We start from the raw sequence: 17473 nt of genomic DNA on the forward strand, positions 1-17473 counted from the left end.
CTACTATGTAAGACTTTAAGATGACTTCAGCACTCATCGCTTTCGCATCCAGTTTTCAGGGTACAATAATACCCTAAGCGCAGCCGGTTAATCCGGTATACGCACCGTTTGGTGGCGATGGCGGAGGGGAACCACGCGTTCCCATCTCGAACACGACCGTTAAGCCCTCCAGCGTCGATGGTACTTGGACCGCAGGGTCCTGGGAGAGTAGAACGTCGCCAAGCACGAGGAACCTACTGCATATATGCAGTAGGTTTTTTTGATTTTTCATAGGTATCCATCATCCCTACTATCCACCAAGGCATCTCCCACTCATCCCCACGTATATTTCTTCCTGAACAGACCAAGATAGGTAATACATCTAGACTGCTGCACCATCCCAACGTTGAATCGTCAGAAAATTGCAATTCCATCTCTTGACCTTTGGTTGAAATTGCGTATAATAATATTAAAGTCAAAGAAAGTCAAAGTCAGAAGGGCGGCTAAAAGTATGATGCAGCTGTCCAGGATAAAGGGTGTGGTAATTACCTGTGACTAACTTGACTTCGCTGCATTATTCATGAAATGGTTACAGCATTCAGGGAGGTTGGTGATATGCGTAACATTTCCGATCTCATCGAGCAGTATCTGAAGCAAATGCTGCAGGAGAGCCCCGAAGGTGCTGTTGAGATTCAGCGTAATGATCTGGCTGACCGATTCTCCTGTGTTCCCTCGCAGATTAACTATGTCATCTCTACGCGCTTCACGATGGAGAAGGGATATATGGTGGAGAGCAAGCGAGGCGGAGGGGGCTACATTCGCATTAAGCGGGTAGACCTTCCCTCATTGAATGCGATTCAGTTCCATATCCATCAGACCATCGGAGAGTGTGTGGACCAATCTGCAGCTGAAGGGCTGATCTATCAGATGGAAGAGGCAGCACTCGTATCGAGGCGTGAAGCGAATATGCTCAGAGCAGCCATCTCTCGAGACACCATTGCGCTGAAGCTGCCGCTTAGAGATGAGATTAGAGCTCGTCTGCTGAAGTCGATGCTGATCTCTCTGCTAGCCAGGTAAGAGGACTGTCGCAGCGCGTGCAGCTCAGCGCAACCAGCATCACGATCTGTTGTCTTATATGTAGAGATAGCGCCCCGTGCGCTTGTCACGAAGAAGGGGGTGTACGCCTTGATCTGTCAAGAGTGCGGCAAGAAGCCGGCAACGCTACACTTCACCAAGATTGTCGGTGGAGAGAAGACGGAGTTCCACATCTGCGAATCGTGCGCGCGCGAGCGCGGCGAAGGCATCCCCGGCGCTCCGAACGGCTTCTCGATTCACAGCTTATTGTCTGGACTGCTGGACTTCGATCCTACGGCTGCGGCGGGGATAGGAACGAAGCAAGGGACAATACGCTGCGATGAATGCGGCCTTACTTATGCGCAGTTCAGCAAGATTGGCCGATTCGGCTGCAGCAGCTGCTATCGCCACTTCGCCGACCGTCTAGACCCCCTGCTGAAGAGGGTGCATGGCAATACGGTCCATGTAGGGAAGATACCGAAGCGTTCCGGCGGCCAGATTCAATATAAGCGCGAGATCGAACAGCTCCGCAAGGACCTGCATGCTCGAATCGAGCAGGAGGAATTCGAGAGTGCAGCACATCTGCGAGACCGAATCCGCGAGTTAGAACGTAAGATTGCAGACTTGTAAGCCGGCAAGGAAGGAGTGCTCCTCTTGGTGAACCGCCGTTTCTCACAGCAAGCTCTTAGCGAATGGATGAAGGACGAAGGTCCGGAATCCGATATCGTCATCTCTAGCAGAGTCCGCATTGCGCGCAATCTCCGCAAGCATCCATTCCCGATGCTGGCAACGAATCAGCAATCCGAGGAAGTGATGAAGCAGCTCACTGAGATTGGGAGATCAGGCAAGCTGAACTCCGCTTGCCCATTCGATACCATCGTTCTCTCCGAGCTCACCGAGCTTGAGAGGCGTGTCCTGGTGGAGAAGCATCTCATCAGCCCTAATCTAGCGAATGAGTCACGCAGCGGAGCCTTAATTCTAAGCGATAATGAATCAGTTAGCATAATGATTAACGAAGAAGACCATCTTCGCATTCAATGTCTATATCCAGGTTTTCAGATCAAGGAAGCTTGGGCACTGGCGAGCAAGGTGGACGATATTTTCGAAGAGGCCGTTGATTACGCCTTCGATGAGAAGCGCGGATACTTAACGACCTGCCCGACGAATGTCGGCACCGGCATTCGCTGCTCTGTGATGATGCATCTGCCGTCGCTTGTCCTTACCCAGCAGATTAATCGAATCCTGTCGGCAATTACACAGGTAGGCCTTGCGGTCAGAGGACTGTATGGTGAAGGAAGCGAAGCGGTCGGCAATCTGTTCCAGATCTCCAATCAGATTACACTAGGACAGTCGGAGAACGAGATTCTTGAGAATCTTCACAGCGTCGTGCGACAGATTATCGAGCATGAGAAGGCAGCAAGGGAGAGGCTGATGGCAGAATCGCGAATTCGTATAGAGGACCGCGTCAATCGCTCCTTCGGCATTCTCTCTCATGCTTCCATCATGGATTCCAAGGAAGCTGCACAGCGGCTATCTGATGTAAGACTTGGTGTAGATCTTGGACTATTGAAGGATGTTACACCACGTGTGTTGAATGAATTAATAGTGATGACACAGCCCGGATTCCTCCAGCAGACGTTCAACGAGAAGATGAACCCGGAGCTGAGAGATATCCGCCGAGCTGAGTTGATACGCAAGCAATTAAGCGGCCATACCGATCATGGGGGTGTTGGAGAATGATGTTTGGAAGATTCACGGAACGAGCACAGAAGGTGCTTGCACTAGCGCAGGAAGAGGCGGTACGCCTCGGTCATAACAATATCGGAACAGAGCATATTCTGCTCGGGCTCATTCGCGAAGGGGAAGGCATCGCTGCGAAGGCTCTAATCGGACTTGGACTTGGCCTGGAGAAGATTCAGGATGAAGTGGAGGCTCTCATCGGCCGCGGCCAGGAGCAGCCCACTAACATTGCTTATACGCCTCGCGCCAAAAAAGTAATCGAGTTGTCCATGGACGAAGCGCGCAAGCTTGGACATACGTATGTAGGGACAGAGCATATTCTCCTCGGACTCATTCGTGAAGGAGAAGGCGTAGCCGCAAGAGTGCTGAACAACCTCGGCATCTCGCTGAACAAGGCTCGCCAGCAAGTGCTGCAGCTGCTTGGCAGCAGCGAAGCGGTATCAAGCTCGCATGGAGCACCTTCCAATGTGAGTACGCCGACGCTGGACGGGTTAGCCAGAGACTTGACGGCTTATGCCCGTGAAGGCAATCTCGATCCGGTTATCGGCCGCTCGAAGGAGATTGAACGTGTCATCCAGGTGCTTAGCCGCCGGACGAAGAACAATCCTGTACTAATCGGGGAGCCTGGTGTCGGTAAGACAGCAATCGCTGAAGGTCTCGCGCAGAAGATTATCGAGAACGAGATTCCAGAGACGCTTCGCGACAAGCGAGTCATGACCCTTGATATGGGCTCGGTCGTAGCAGGAACGAAGTACCGCGGGGAGTTCGAGGACCGTCTGAAGAAGATCATGGACGAGATTCGCCAAGCGGGCAACATTATTCTATTCATTGATGAGCTGCATACGCTGATTGGCGCTGGTGGAGCAGAGGGAGCAATTGATGCTTCCAATATTCTTAAGCCGGCCCTCGCACGCGGCGAGCTGCAGTGCATCGGGGCAACGACGCTTGATGAATATCGCAAGTATATCGAGAAGGATGCCGCACTGGAGCGCCGCTTCCAGCCGATTACGGTAGATCAGCCTTCACCGGATGAAGCCATTCAGATTCTATATGGTCTAAGGGACCGCTACGAAGCACACCACAGAGTGAAGATTACCGATGAGTCCGTTATACAGGCTGTCAAGCTGTCTGATCGATACATTACAGACCGCTTCCTGCCGGACAAGGCGATTGATCTCATCGATGAGGCTTCCTCTCGCGTGAGGCTTCGCTCGTACACGGTACCGCCTAACCTGAAGCAGCTGGAGAATCGTCTGGACGATATCCGCAAGGAGAAGGATGCAGCGGTTCAGAGCCAAGAGTTCGAGAAGGCTGCTGCGCTGCGGGATACCGAGCAGAAGATTCGCGAAGAATTAGACGTAACTAAGAATCAGTGGAAGGAGAAGCAAGGCCGTACGGATTCTGAAGTAACGCCTGAGGATATCGCTCAAGTCGTAGCCGCTTGGACTGGAATTCCTGTCGTGAAGCTGGCAGAGGAAGAGACGGAGCGTCTGCTGAAGATGGAAGAGATTCTGCATGACCGTGTCATTGGCCAAGAGGAAGCGGTGAAGGCTGTCTCCCGCGCCATCCGCCGTGCTCGTGCCGGTCTGAAGGATCCGAAGCGTCCGATGGGTTCGTTCATCTTCCTAGGGCCGACTGGGGTAGGTAAGACTGAGCTTGCAAGGGCGTTAGCGGAAGCGATGTTCGGTGATGAGAACTCTGTTATTCGCATCGATATGTCCGAATATATGGAGAAGCATTCGACTTCGCGTCTCGTCGGAGCGCCTCCTGGCTATGTAGGCTACGAAGAGGGCGGCCAGCTGACCGAGAAGGTTCGCCGCAAGCCTTACTCCGTTGTCCTGCTCGATGAGATTGAGAAGGCGCATCCGGAAGTGTTTAACATTCTGCTCCAAGTGCTGGAGGACGGCCGTCTGACTGATTCCAAGGGCAGAGTGGTTGACTTCCGCAATACGCTGATCATCATGACGTCGAATGTTGGGGCGGATCAGATTAAGCGTAACTCTTCCCTTGGATTCACAGCTGCTGCGGATGCCGGACGTGAATTCTCACAGATGAAGGATAAGGTGCTTGCTGAGCTGAAGAAGAGCTTCCGCCCTGAATTCCTGAACCGGATCGACGAGACGATCGTCTTCCACTCTCTGGAAGAGCGTCACATCGCGGAGATTGTGACCCTCATGTCGGATGAGCTTCGCAAGCGTCTGCGGGAGCAGGAGGTAGACTTCGTATTGACGGATTCCGCGAAGAGCTTCCTCGCGAAGGAAGGCTTCGATCCACAGTACGGTGCACGTCCGCTTCGCAGGGCCATCCAGAAGCATATTGAGGACAGATTGTCCGAAGAGCTGTTAATGGGCCTAATTGTTAAGGGCGATTCCTTCGTTATTGATGAGAAGGACGGCGCCTTGACCGTCACCAAGAACAATGCAGAGGAAGCGCCAAGCGGCGAGCCTGCAACGACTTAATACAAGAGGAACCCTGCGTCTTGAGATAGGCGCAGGGTTATCTTTTTGGCCGAACAGGGAGGGATAGCTATGATAGTTGTAATGAACACCATCAGCGTGAAGAAGGGCCATGGAGAAGCAGTTGCCCAGCGGTTCCAGAATTCGAAGGGTGTGGACCAGTCTCCAGGCTTCGTGAAGCTGGAGGTTCTGCTGACAGAGGGACTTGAAGAGCATGATGAGATTAAGGTGTGTACCACTTGGGAGGACCGTGCTTCGTTCGACGGTTGGGTGAACGGCGATGCCTTCAAGCAGGCGCATGCCCAGAGAGCGGGTGCTGCTCCACAAGGAGAGAGCGTCATGTTAGGGTCGAAGATGACGATACATAACGTTCTTGTAGCGAGATAATGAATCATTAGCATCATGAAGCTTCCTTAAGCCGTCCGGCTTTTGGGAGCTTTTTTCGCAAATACGGCTGCTCACCATGAAGAGGGCTTTATACTGGGGGCTGTAAATGGTAAACTTTGAATGATAGCGTTATACGTATAAAGGAGCATCTATGGCAAAAATTAAAACAAAGTTCGTGTGTACCGAATGTGGAACGGAATCTCCGAAGTGGCTTGGGAAATGCCCGGGCTGCCATGCTTGGAATTCGATGATTGAAGAGAAGGAAACGACGGTCCGCACGACAGGGGTGTCCTCCTCGTTCACTCAGACGAAAGAAAAGCCGCGTTCCATCATACATATAGAAAGCGGTCAAGAACCGCGGATTGAAACAAGGATGGTGGAGCTGAACCGAGTGCTGGGCGGAGGGGTAGTGCCTGGCTCGCTTATTCTGGTCGGAGGGGATCCTGGCATCGGCAAGTCGACGCTCCTGCTGCAGACCTCCCACGCCTTAGCTGTCAAGGGGCTTACCGTTCTCTATATATCCGGAGAGGAATCGGTCAAGCAGACGCGGCTGAGAGCGGATCGGCTGGGGGCATTAGTAGAATCACTCTATGTGCTGTGTGAGACGAACATGGAGATGATCAATGAGGCCATTGAGTCGGTTCAGCCGGACTTCCTAGTGATCGACTCCATACAGACGGTGTATGATCCGAACGTGCAGTCAGCGCCAGGAAGTGTTGCACAGGTGCGCGAGTGCACCGCTCACTTCATGCGCGTGGCGAAGATCAAGGGCATTGCAACTGTATTGGTCGGGCATGTGACTAAGGAAGGCGCGATTGCTGGCCCCCGAATGCTCGAGCATATGGTGGACTGTGTGCTCTACTTCGAAGGTGAACGCCATCACACCTATCGTCTGCTGCGAGCGGTGAAGAATCGGTTCGGCTCGACGAATGAGATCGGCATCTTCGAGATGGGGGAGCTCGGACTAACGGAGGTTACCAATCCATCGGAGTTGTTCTTGTCAGAGAGGCCGCTGGGGGTATCCGGTTCAACTGTCGTAGCGAGCATGGAAGGAACGAGACCTGTCCTAGTAGAGCTGCAAGCGCTCGTGACCTCGACGAACTTCCCTTCGCCTAGGAGGATGTCGACCGGGGTAGACCATCACCGGATGGCGCTCATCATGGCGGTGCTGGAGAAGAGAATCGGGCTCTTCCTGCAGACACAGGACGCTTACTTGAATGTAGCAGGCGGCATTAAGCTCGATGAGCCGGCCGTAGACTTAGCTGCGGCGGTCAGTCTTGCTTCCAGCTTCCGGGATGCGCCTACGAAGCCATATGATGTCATCTTCGGCGAGGTAGGCCTTACGGGTGAGGTGAGAGCTGTATCGCGTGCGGAGCAGCGGGTGAAGGAGGCGGAGAAGCTCGGCTTCAAGCGGGTCATTATGCCGGAGAAGAGCCTGAAGGGCTGGAAGCCGCCTTCCAGTATTGAGATTATTGCCGTAACGACGGTAGCACAAGCACTTAAGGCAGCGCTTGAATAGGGGGGCATACGAATGAAGGAACAGACACAGCTTGAGATTACGAACCAACTGCTGCAGCTAGTCGCACCAGGCACCCCATTCCGCGAAGGGCTGGAGAATGTGCTGCGAGCGAAGACGGGCGCGCTCATCGTAGTGGGGTACAGTCCAGAGGTCATGGAGGTCGTCGACGGAGGGTTCTCTATTAATTGCGACTTCTCCCCTAACTACTTGTACGAGTTAGCGAAGATGGATGGAGCTATCATTCTTAGTGAGGATATGCGCCGGATTCTGTATGCGAATACACAGCTTATCCCCAATTCCTCCATCGGGTCGATCGAGACGGGCATACGGCACCGGACCGCGGAGCGGGTTGCGAAGCAGACGGGCAAGCTGGTGGTCTCGATCTCGCAGCGCCGGAATATTATTACGTTATACCAAGGACAGCTCCGGTATTCGCTCAAGGAGATGGGCGTCATTCTGACCAAGGCGAACCAAGCGATTCAGACCCTTGAGAAGTATAAGGCGGTACTTAGCCAGTCGCTTACGAATCTATCGGCCCTTGAGTTCGAGGAGCTGGTGACAATGCAGGAAGTGGCGCATGTCATTCAGCGGGTGGAGATGGTGCTGCGCATTAAGATGGAGATCAAGCGTTATGTGAATGAGCTCGGTACGGAAGGTCGCTTGATTGCGATGCAGATGGAGGAGCTGGTCGGCGGGGTAGAGGAAGATGCATGGTACTTGCTGAAGGATTACGCCAAGGATAACTCGGATGATCGCATCCGTGATATTCGCACCGCGCTGAAGAAGCTCAGCTCGGACGACCTGCTCGATGCACCGCCCATCATTAAGCTGCTGGGCTATACCTACACGGGCGGTGTAATCCCGGATGAAGGAATCTCACCGCGCGGTTACCGGCTGCTCAACAAGATTCCGCGCCTTCCTCAGATGATTATGAACAACCTGATTGATCGGTTCGGCAGACTGCCTCATGTACTCATGGCAACGATCGAGGAGCTTGATGAAGTGGATGGCATTGGCGAAGTAAGAGCGCGTGCGATTAAGGAAGGACTCAAGCGGATTCAGGAGCAGATGTTCATTGACAGACAAATCTAAATCCCATACAATGGATAGAATGTCGACATGACAAGTGAGGATGCACATTAGCATCAGGTTTATGGGCATAGTAGAGAAGAGGTGGAACAGATGATTACGAAGTCGATACCGAGCCTTCTCACGGTGGGGAATCTATTCCTTGGAATAGTAGCCATCATTCTTGTGTTCAACGAACGTCCAGAGAGTGCGGCGATGATGGTCATCATTGCGATGCTGCTGGATGGCGTGGACGGCCGCGTGGCGAGAGCCTTGAATGTTCAGAGCGAGTTTGGCAAAGAGCTTGATTCCTTGTCGGACGTCATTTCCTTCGGTGTGGCTCCGGCTTTCATAATGTACGTCGTTGCCTTCCAGGAGCTTAATCCTGCGGCAGCTTGGATTGTTACTGCATTGTTCCCGATCTGCGGTGCGCTTCGTCTGGCTAGATTCAACGTGATCTCTGGAGGAACCAAGGGATACTTCATCGGTCTGCCGATTCCGGCAGCAGGCGGTGTCGTGGCTACGTTAGCCTTGTTCAAGGATGACATTGCGGTATCTGTCCTGCTCGCAAGCACGTTGGTATTATCCTTCTTAATGGTCAGCACCATTAAGTATCCTAACTTCAAGAAGATTGGACTGCCGAAGAGCGCCATATGGGTCATTCCTGGCGTGGTGGCGATTGCTGTCCTGCTCGGAGTACTATTCCCGAATGAGATCTCCAAGATTATATTCGTGCCTCTGCTGTTGTACGCACTCTACGGCCTAAAAAAAAACGTTGATCGCCGGTTGAGAAGACGGGCCCGCAAGCGCAGCGGCGAGCTGCCTGAAGAGCCTTCAGAACATATTGCTTAATCGATCGGCGGTCTCCGCTTGCTATAACGATAAGAACCGCTCAAGACCTCCAGAAGGTGGTCTTGAGCGGTTCTTTGCTCTGCAGGCACGTCTAGTATCATTAGGTTAAGTTGAACAGTCCAAGCGTGGAGCACTTGTCATACTCATCGGCTACCACTTCATCGAGCTGAATATTAAGCAGGTTGCATAAGGCTGACATATAGAACACGTTGCGTCCCAGCTCAGCCTTCAGTACATCGCGGCAGTGTTCGCACACTTCGCCTGAGATATGATTCTCGAGCGTAACTTTGGCATTCTCAAGGTTCAGTTCATCCGAATATTGTTGCTTCCGTGCATTCAGCTCAATACATCCGCAGTCGGTCACAGCCTTCGTGACGGCACGATTGACAGATGCGCTAGATTGTCCGTACTTGGACATGACATCCAGTAAACTTCGGTGTCTAAGCAATAGTTCAGATACCTGCTGCTGAAATTGATCCAATGTTGGAGCACTCATCGGTTACACCTCTTTCGTGAAATGCTTTGCTTCCTCCATTATAAGCCTCAGTTGGCCAAAATTCCAAATCAAAGTTTTCACATAAATTGTCCGCCCTACGATTAGGCTCTGTGCAATTGGAACATAATTGTAATGGAGGTGAACCTATATGGTCAGACGAATTATTCAAGGAATAGGCATACTGTTCGGCGGAATGGCTGGCGCTGAAGTGCATCACATGATGAGGGGTACGGCACTATGGTCAAGTCAGACTTCGGGCATGCTTCAGCAATCAAGCGGTTATTACATGAATGTGGCAATTGGTGCGATAGGCGGACTCTTCCTAGCAACGTTGGCAGCAGGGCAAATTATTCGGTTCATAGGGCAAGGAGCGGAGCGGACTGCAGCGGTTCCGACGGAGGAGCTGATTGCCGGCTCTGCGGGGCTGTTAGGCGGATTGGTGCTGTCTGTCTTGTTGTATCCTGCTGTACCTGATGCGGGCGCGCTTGGGCAGTTCATCCCGGCCGTCATGGCGCTGTTCTTCGGCTATCTCGGCTTCAGCATCGGGCTGAAGAAGAAGGAAGCGATAGCTGCCGGAGTGTCTGCACTAATGGCAGGACGTGGAGCAACTCCGCAAGCGGGGGAGCACAAGGGATTCGAGGAGCACAAGATTCTGGATACGAGCGTCATCATTGATGGCAGGATTGCAGATATATGCAAGACGGGCTTCATTGAAGGAACGCTGGTCATTCCGGAGTTCGTGCTCGAGGAGCTGCAGCATATTGCGGATTCCTCCGACCTGCTGAAGCGTAACCGCGGGCGCAGAGGGCTCGATATTCTGAACAAGATTCAGAAGGAGCTTGACGTTCGGGTACTTATCTACGAAGGGGACTTCGAGGAGATCAGCGAGGTAGACAGCAAGCTGGTGAAGCTGGCTAAGGCGCTGCATGGCAAGGTCGTTACGAACGACTTCAACCTGAACAAGGTATGTGAGCTGCAGGGTGTATCGGTCCTTAATATCAATGATCTGGCGAATGCCGTGAAGCCGGTCGTGCTGCCTGGGGAAGAGATTGTCGTTCAAGTGATCAAGGATGGCAAGGAGCATGGGCAAGGCGTCGCATATCTCGATGATGGTACGATGATTGTCGTAGAGGGCGGACGGGACTATATCGGAACCACAATGGAGGTGCTGGTCACTTCGGTTCTGCAGACGAGTGCAGGCCGAATGATTTTTGCGAAGCCGAAGCTGTTGGAAAAAGCTCTGTAAACAGGTATGATAATACTATTACAGGGCGAGGCAGGTTGGATGCATGAGTGGAGAGTGGGGAGTCGTCATCGTGGCGGCCGGGCGTGGAACGCGCATGGGCACAGCTGAGAGCAAGCAATATCTGAAGCTGCAGGACAAGCCGATTCTTGTGCATACGCTGGAGATCTTCCAAGGGATGGACGAGGTCGGGGAGATTGCGCTCGTGGTCGGCGAGGCTGATCAGGAGCGATGCGGCCGTTGGGTAGAGGAATACGGCTTAACGAAGGTTATTGCGATTGCAGCCGGCGGCCGTGAGCGGCAGCACTCCGTTGTGAGAGGGCTTGCGGCGTTGTCTGCAGGCTGGGTGATGGTCCATGATGCGGTTAGGCCGCTCGTCACGCGGGATGCGGTCAGGAACGTCTGCCAGGAAGCACAGCGGACAGGTGCCGCCGTGCTGGCAGTGCCGGTTAAGGATACAATTAAGCAAGTGAGTGAAGCGGGATTGATCGTCGCCACTCCAGATCGTCGAAGCTTGTGGGCTATCCAGACGCCGCAGGCTTTTCGCCGTGAATTGCTGGAGAGAGCCCATGAGGAGGCAGAGGAGAGCGGCTTCCTGGGGACGGATGATGCGATGGTCGTAGAGCGCATGGGCGCCTCTGTGACGGTCGCATTAGGAGATTATACGAATATTAAGATAACGACACCGGAGGACTTGCCTTGGGCAGAATATCTGCTCGGTGAGCTTCGGAGCCGCGGGTCGGCAGAGACCTGAATGGGAGAGGGGAACGTAAGAGATGATTCGAGTAGGACAGGGGTTCGATGTTCATCAGTTGGTAGAGGGCCGTCCATGTATTATTGGAGGAGTTACGATTCCCTATGAGAAGGGGCTGCTTGGCCACTCTGATGCGGACGTGCTGCTTCATGCGATAACCGATGCGGTGCTGGGAGCGCTGGGACTTGGCGATATTGGCAAGCACTTCCCGGATACGGATGCTGCCTTCAAGGATGCGGATTCGCTGAAGCTGCTGGAGGAAGTATGGAGGCTGGTGAAGGAGCGTGGCTACAAGCTGGGTAACATCGATTCTACGATTATCGCTCAGAAGCCGAAGATGCTTCCCTATATCCCGCAGATGGCCGAGATTATCGCTCGGGCGCTGGAAGCGGACGTGTCGCAGGTGAATGTGAAGGCGACGACGACGGAGCAGCTAGGCTTCACCGGCAGAGGAGAAGGAATCGCAGCGCAATCGGTTGTTAGCTTAGTGAAGGTTATGCTATGATTTGCACGAATCTTAACGATTGAGGGGAGCAGCATTCATATGACACAGGAAGTACGCGTACGCTATGCGCCGTCACCGACCGGCCATCTACATATCGGCAATGCCAGAACGGCCTTATTCAATTATCTATTCGCACGCAGCCGCGGCGGGAAGTTCATTATCCGGATTGAAGATACGGATGTGAAGCGGAATGTGGCAGGCGGGGAAGAGAGCCAGCTGAAGTATCTGCAATGGCTGGGCATCACTTGGGATGAGAGCGTAGATATCGGCGGGGGGTATGGACCCTACCGCCAGACGGAGCGGCTTGATATCTATCGCGAGTATTGGCAAGCTCTGCTGGACAGCGGCCGTGCATACCGCTGCTACTGTACCGAGGAAGAGCTGGAGCAGGAGCGCGAGGAGCAGATTGCGCGCGGGGAGATGCCTCGTTATTCCGGACGTCACCGCAGCTTGACGGATGAGCAGCGCGCGGCCTTCGAAGCGGAAGGGCGTGTGCCAAGCATTCGCTTCCTGGTTCCGGAGAAGGGGACGTATACGTTCGATGACATGGTTAAGGGGTCCATCTCCTTCGAGGCGGAAGGAACCGGCGACTTCGTCATCGTGAAGAAGGATGGCATTCCGACCTATAACTTCGCTGTTGTCGTGGATGATTACTTGATGAGAATCTCGCACGTCCTTCGCGGCGAGGATCATATCTCCAATACTCCGCGTCAGCTCATGATCTACGAAGCGCTTGGCTGGGAGCCTCCGCAATTCGGGCATATGACGCTTATCGTGAATGAGAGCCGCAAGAAGCTGAGCAAGCGGGATGAGTCCATCATCCAGTTCATCGAGCAGTATGATGATCTAGGCTATCTGCCGGAAGCGATGTTCAACTTCATCGCGCTGCTTGGCTGGTCGCCAGAGGGTGAGCAGGAGATCTTCACGCGCGAGGAGCTGGTGGAGGTGTTCAACGCCGCCCGCCTCAGCAAGAGCCCTGCGGTATTCGACACGAACAAGCTGAGCTGGATGAATAATGATTACATTAAGAGAACGGATGTACAGCGAGTCGTCGACCTATGTATCCCGCATCTGCAGAAGGCAGGACGGATTGCAGCTGAGCTGGACGCGGGTACACGCGCATGGGTGAGCGACCTGGTTGCCCTGTATCAGGACAAGCTTCGGTCCGCTTCCGAGATCGTACCATTAACTGAACTATTCTTCTTGAATTCGGGCGAGGTGACCGATGAGGAAGAGGCTGCTGTCGTCCTTGGGGAGGAGCAGGTTGGTATGGTTCTCGCTTCGTTCCTGGCGCGTATTCAGTCTGGTGAGCATGGCTTCACGGCAGACGGGATTAAGGACATGATCAAGTCCGTGCAGAAGGAGACTGGCTGCAAGGGCAAGCAGCTGTTCATGCCGATTCGGGCAGCGCTCACCGGGCAGACCCACGGTCCCGATCTCAATCAGACGATTGCCTTGCTTGGCCAGGATAAGGTCGTTGCTCGGCTGCAGGGACGACTGGCCTAGGGCGCTGGTTCGTATGGACTGGGAAGGACGGGTAAGGACAGAGCTGGACAGGACAGAGCAGGACAGAACCATGACGAATGCCCTTGTCACTTGACAAGGGATTGGGTATACTGAAGCTAATCATAGGATAATTCGACAGGCATTGATCAGGACGAGTACGTTTTAGCGGGATTTGCAGAGAGGACAACCGTCATCTTATTCCGCGCCAGCAGTTGAATGGATGGCGTGCGGAGAATAAGCTGCTGGGCTGGAAGTTGTCTAATCCGGAAGACGGAAGTTTGCACCTGTGAGCCTTGCTCCGAGCCGCTCTCCATAGGAGCGGGGTAGGCAGTGACGTGAGCCAGCGTTAATGGTATAAGACGGGGGAAGTTAGCTGCTGCTTATGTAATAAGCGGGCGATGCCTGAACCCAAGCAGAGTGGAACCGCGATGAACACGCCTCTGCAGCCTTTGAGCTGCAGAGGCTTTTTTATATTTTTTATTGCACAGGCCTATTGGGGGGTACATGTATGTTACGTCATTTCCGTTCGGATATCATTGCAGTGTTCGAGAATGATCCAGCCGCGCGAAGCAAGTTCGAGGTCATCTTCACTTATTCGGGGCTGCATGCCATATGGGCTCATCGTGTTGCACATCTGCTGTTCAGACGGGGATGGTTCACCCTTGCAAGAATGATCTCACAGATTAGCCGCTTCATGACGGGCATAGAGATACATCCCGGTGCGAGGATCGGCGAGCGCTTGTTCATTGATCATGGAATGGGGGTCGTCATTGGGGAGACCTGTGAGATTGGAGATGACGTGGTCATCTATCAAGGGGTTACACTTGGGGGTACGGGCAAGGAGCGAGGTAAGAGACATCCTACGATTGGCAATAATGTAGTTATAGGATCTGGAGCGAAGGTGCTTGGTTCCTTCCAAGTAGGTGACAACTCGAATATTGGCTCCAACGCGGTCGTGTTGCGCGAGGTGCCTAGCAATAGTACAGTAGTGGGCAATCCGGGAAGAGTCGTGCGGCGCAATGGGGAGAAGGTCGGAGATCGGCTCGATCATACGCAGCTGCCCGATCCGGTCATTGAGATGTTCCGTGCGATGCAGAAGGAAATTGATGAGCTGAAGGATGAGCTGGATAAGCTGAAGCATCCTGTAGCTGGAGGGGAACGACGGTAATGAGTATTCACATCTATAATACATTATCCCGTGCGAAGGAGGAGTTCATTCCTCTTGAGCCGGGCAAGGTCAAGATGTACGTGTGCGGACCTACGGTATACGACTATATTCATATAGGCAATGCGAGACCGGTCATCATATTCGACGTGGTTAGGCGTCACTTGGAGGCATCAGGACTTGCTGTGGAGTATGTCGTGAACTTCACAGACGTCGATGATAAGCTAATTCGGAAGGCTGAGCAGCTAGGGGTTACCGTCCCGGAAGTGGCTGATAAGTACATCGCAGCGTTCAAGGAAGATATCGCTTCACTGGGTGTAAGGGAGGCGTCTCTGAATCCAAGGGTGACCGATCACATCACAGAGATCATCACGTTCATTGAAGGCTTGGTTGAAGCGGGCTATGCCTATCCGAGCGAAGGAGATGTCTACTTCCGCACCACGAAGTTCGAGGAGTACGGGAAGCTGTCTCATCAGAATCTGGAGGAGCTTCAGTTCGGCATTCGAATTGAGGTAGGCGACCGCAAGGAGAATCCACAGGACTTCGTCCTCTGGAAGGGAGCGAAGCCCGGTGAGATTCAGTGGGACAGCCCATGGGGAGCCGGCCGGCCGGGTTGGCATATTGAATGCTCGGCGATGGCGCGCAAGTATCTTGGCGATACACTTGATATTCACGGCGGCGGCCATGACCTGCAGTTCCCCCATCATGAGTGTGAGGTTGCTCAGTCTGAGGCATTGACAGGGCATCCATTATCTCGGTATTGGATGCACAACGGATATATCCATATTAATAATGAGAAGATGTCCAAGTCGCTCGGCAACGGCATCACTGTGAACGAGTTAGTGAAGCGGGTGAAGGCGGAAGCGCTCCGCTACTTCATGCTGTCGACACATTATCGCAGTCCGCTTAACTTCACCGATGACATCTTGGTGCAGGCGGAGAAGAGCGTCCTGCGCATCGCGAACAGCTATAACAATGCGAAGCATCGACTCAGCACCCTTGCAGGCGTCAAGGTTGATGGAGTTCCTGCGAATGCAGCGATTACTGAAGATGTTGCAGATGCTGCAGATGCTGGGCATCTGGGACTGGCGCAGGGGCTGGAGCAGCTAGACTTGCGTCTGGACCAGATTAAGGCGCAGTTCCATGACAAGATGTCCGATGACTTCAACACGCCGGATGCCATTACAGCTCTGTTCGATCTGGTCTCGGAGACGAACCAATATGTGAGCCGTCCTGAGGTGACTGCAGCCGGACTAGGCAAGCTGATCACGCTGTTCGATGAGATGGATGCTGTGCTCGGGCTGCTGCCTGGAGTATCGTCTTCCGCATCTGCATCTGAATCGAGCACAGACTTCATGGACGAAGAGATAGACGGGCTCATTCTGGAGCGGACAGAGGCGAGAGCGTCGAAGAACTGGGCTAGAGCGGATGAGATTCGTGATCTTCTGACAGAACGTGGCATTGTACTTGAAGATACGCCTCAAGGCATTCGCTGGCGGCGCAAGTGAGGAGTGAAGCGATGAATCAACCGCCGATGTTGAATGTGAACCATCCTCCTGCGAAGGTGCCCCAGCAGCTTAATCCCGTCGTGTTAGCCTATGTTGGGGATGCTGTGTTCGAGCTGTTGATCAGGCAGTACCTTGTCTCATTGCCTAATCATAAGTCGCATCATATGCACCGGGAAGCCACACAATATGTATCAGCGAAGGCGCAGCGCAGAATCGTCTCCCTGTGGGAGCCGCTGTTAAGCGAGGAAGAGGCGGATATGCTCCGCCGCGGCAGGAATGCCAAGTCGGGTGCTCCGCCCAAGAATGCAGATCCAGGCGACTATCGCTATGCGACTGGACTAGAGTGCATGATTGGATATTTGTATTATGAAGGCCGAATAGAACGATTGCATGAGCTCATAGAGATTGCCGTCAGCGGCGGCCAGCAGTTGAATAAGGGAGCGGATCAGGAATGACAGACATCGAGAAGGACAACCAGGAAGAGTGGATTGCAGGCAAGCATCCCGTGCTTGAAGCGCTTCGCTCAGGCCGGGAGATTAATAAGATATGGATAACAGACAGCGCCCAGAAGAGTCTAACGATGCCGATTGTGGCCGAGGCCAAAAAACAAGGAATCATCGTCCAGTTCGTCGACAAGCGCAAGCTCGATTCCTTAGCTGAAGGGATTGAAGTTCCTCACCAAGGCGTAATTGCACAAGCGGCAGCCTTCCGCTATTGGGAGCTCGATGAGCTGGTGCAGCGTGCGAAGGATAGCGGAGAGACTCCATTCTTCTTAATCTTAGATGAGATCGAGGATCCGCATAACTTAGGTTCTATCCTCCGAACGGCAGAATGTACCGGTGTTCATGGCGTCATTATACCGAAGCGGCGGGCCGCGGGATTAACGGCTACTGTACTTAAGACCTCGGCAGGAGCGGCGGAGCATGTTCCGGTGACGAGAGTCACGAATCTGGCTCAGACCATCGAGCGGCTTAAGGAAGAGGGTATCTGGATTGCAGGTACCGATGTAAGTGCACCGCAGGATGTATACAAGACGAAGTTCGACCTTCCGCTTGGCATTGTAATAGGCAATGAGAGCAAAGGAATGGGGCGCTTAATTAAGGAGAAGTGTGACTTCCTCGTGAAGCTGCCCATGCTTGGGCAATTGAATTCACTGAATGCATCCGTAGCCGCTGGGGTGCTGATGTATGAAGTCGTCAGGCAGCGTCGGAATGGATAGTA

17 protein-coding genes and 1 rRNA gene are annotated in these 17473 nt (G+C 53.4%); 17 read left to right on the forward strand and 1 reads right to left on the reverse strand.

Going from position 1 to position 17473, the window contains the following annotated elements:
- Window positions 1-107: 107 nt before the first annotated feature.
- From rrf to pssA, 9 genes are all read left to right on the forward strand, one after another.
- Window positions 108-224: ribosomal RNA gene (gene rrf / locus ACFO9Q_RS14760) — 5S ribosomal RNA — on the forward strand.
- A 370-nt stretch (window positions 225-594) separates the two neighbouring features.
- Window positions 595-1056 carry a CtsR family transcriptional regulator gene (locus tag ACFO9Q_RS14765; RefSeq protein ID WP_379183341.1) on the forward strand — a complete coding sequence of 154 codons (462 nt, stop codon included), beginning with the start codon at window positions 595-597 and terminating at the stop codon, window positions 1054-1056.
- Between the two features lie 108 nt (window positions 1057-1164).
- Entirely contained in the window at window positions 1165-1683 is a 519-nt protein-coding gene (locus tag ACFO9Q_RS14770; RefSeq protein WP_379183343.1) for a UvrB/UvrC motif-containing protein, read from the forward strand.
- Window positions 1684-1707: 24 nt separating this feature from the next.
- Window positions 1708-2793 carry a protein arginine kinase gene (locus tag ACFO9Q_RS14775; RefSeq protein ID WP_379183345.1) on the forward strand — a complete coding sequence of 362 codons (1086 nt, stop codon included), beginning with the start codon at window positions 1708-1710 and terminating at the stop codon, window positions 2791-2793.
- Entirely contained in the window at window positions 2790-5252 is a 2463-nt protein-coding gene (gene clpC, locus ACFO9Q_RS14780; RefSeq protein WP_379183347.1) for an ATP-dependent protease ATP-binding subunit ClpC, read from the forward strand. Before ACFO9Q_RS14775 ends, clpC begins: the two co-directional genes overlap by 4 nt.
- 69 nt (window positions 5253-5321) lie before the next feature.
- Window positions 5322-5636 carry an antibiotic biosynthesis monooxygenase gene (locus ACFO9Q_RS14785; RefSeq protein ID WP_379183349.1) on the forward strand — a complete coding sequence of 105 codons (315 nt, stop codon included), beginning with the start codon at window positions 5322-5324 and terminating at the stop codon, window positions 5634-5636.
- A gap of 151 nt (window positions 5637-5787) precedes the next feature.
- Window positions 5788-7155 carry a DNA repair protein RadA gene (gene radA / locus ACFO9Q_RS14790; protein ID WP_379183351.1) on the forward strand — a complete coding sequence of 456 codons (1368 nt, stop codon included), beginning with the start codon at window positions 5788-5790 and terminating at the stop codon, window positions 7153-7155.
- Between the two features lie 12 nt (window positions 7156-7167).
- On the forward strand, window positions 7168-8247 hold the full coding sequence (gene disA / locus ACFO9Q_RS14795; RefSeq protein WP_379183353.1) for a DNA integrity scanning diadenylate cyclase DisA: 1080 nt from the start codon (window positions 7168-7170) through the stop codon (window positions 8245-8247).
- A 90-nt stretch (window positions 8248-8337) separates the two neighbouring features.
- Entirely contained in the window at window positions 8338-9075 is a 738-nt protein-coding gene (gene pssA, locus ACFO9Q_RS14800; protein WP_379183355.1) for a CDP-diacylglycerol--serine O-phosphatidyltransferase, read from the forward strand.
- A gap of 100 nt (window positions 9076-9175) precedes the next feature.
- On the opposite strand, the gene ACFO9Q_RS14805 is transcribed toward pssA, so the two are convergent.
- On the reverse strand, window positions 9176-9571 hold the full coding sequence (locus ACFO9Q_RS14805) for a DUF1573 domain-containing protein (protein ID WP_379183357.1): 396 nt from the start codon (window positions 9569-9571) through the stop codon (window positions 9176-9178).
- Window positions 9572-9719: 148 nt separating this feature from the next.
- Between ACFO9Q_RS14805 and ACFO9Q_RS14810 the strand changes: the two genes are divergently transcribed.
- The 8 genes from ACFO9Q_RS14810 (at window position 9720) to rlmB (ending at window position 17471) form a co-directional block, all read left to right on the forward strand.
- Complete coding sequence (locus ACFO9Q_RS14810; RefSeq protein WP_379183359.1) at window positions 9720-10817, forward strand: PIN/TRAM domain-containing protein; 1098 nt, start codon at window positions 9720-9722, stop codon at window positions 10815-10817.
- Between the two features lie 43 nt (window positions 10818-10860).
- On the forward strand, window positions 10861-11568 hold the full coding sequence (gene ispD / locus ACFO9Q_RS14815; RefSeq protein WP_379183361.1) for a 2-C-methyl-D-erythritol 4-phosphate cytidylyltransferase: 708 nt from the start codon (window positions 10861-10863) through the stop codon (window positions 11566-11568).
- 22 nt (window positions 11569-11590) lie between these two features.
- Window positions 11591-12073, forward strand: a complete 483-nt coding sequence (gene ispF / locus ACFO9Q_RS14820; RefSeq protein WP_379183363.1) for a 2-C-methyl-D-erythritol 2,4-cyclodiphosphate synthase — start codon at window positions 11591-11593, stop codon at window positions 12071-12073.
- Between the two features lie 39 nt (window positions 12074-12112).
- Window positions 12113-13579 (forward strand): glutamate--tRNA ligase, encoded by a 1467-nt coding sequence (gltX, locus tag ACFO9Q_RS14825; RefSeq protein WP_379183365.1) that lies wholly within the window; start codon window positions 12113-12115, stop codon window positions 13577-13579.
- Window positions 13580-14087: 508 nt separating this feature from the next.
- Window positions 14088-14747 carry a serine O-acetyltransferase gene (gene cysE / locus ACFO9Q_RS14830; protein ID WP_379183367.1) on the forward strand — a complete coding sequence of 220 codons (660 nt, stop codon included), beginning with the start codon at window positions 14088-14090 and terminating at the stop codon, window positions 14745-14747.
- Window positions 14747-16252 carry a cysteine--tRNA ligase gene (gene cysS / locus ACFO9Q_RS14835; RefSeq protein WP_379183369.1) on the forward strand — a complete coding sequence of 502 codons (1506 nt, stop codon included), beginning with the start codon at window positions 14747-14749 and terminating at the stop codon, window positions 16250-16252. Before cysE ends, cysS begins: the two co-directional genes overlap by 1 nt.
- A gap of 11 nt (window positions 16253-16263) precedes the next feature.
- Complete coding sequence (locus ACFO9Q_RS14840) at window positions 16264-16707, forward strand: Mini-ribonuclease 3 (RefSeq protein ID WP_379183371.1); 444 nt, start codon at window positions 16264-16266, stop codon at window positions 16705-16707.
- A complete protein-coding gene (gene rlmB, locus ACFO9Q_RS14845) occupies window positions 16704-17471 on the forward strand; it encodes a 23S rRNA (guanosine(2251)-2'-O)-methyltransferase RlmB (protein WP_379183373.1) in 768 nt (255 codons plus the stop codon). The genes ACFO9Q_RS14840 and rlmB overlap by 4 nt, the downstream gene beginning before the upstream one ends.
- Window positions 17472-17473: the final 2 nt, after the last annotated feature.

This window comes from Paenibacillus sp. GCM10023252 (assembly GCF_042653305.1).
Taxonomy (GTDB): domain Bacteria; phylum Bacillota; class Bacilli; order Paenibacillales; family Paenibacillaceae; genus Pristimantibacillus.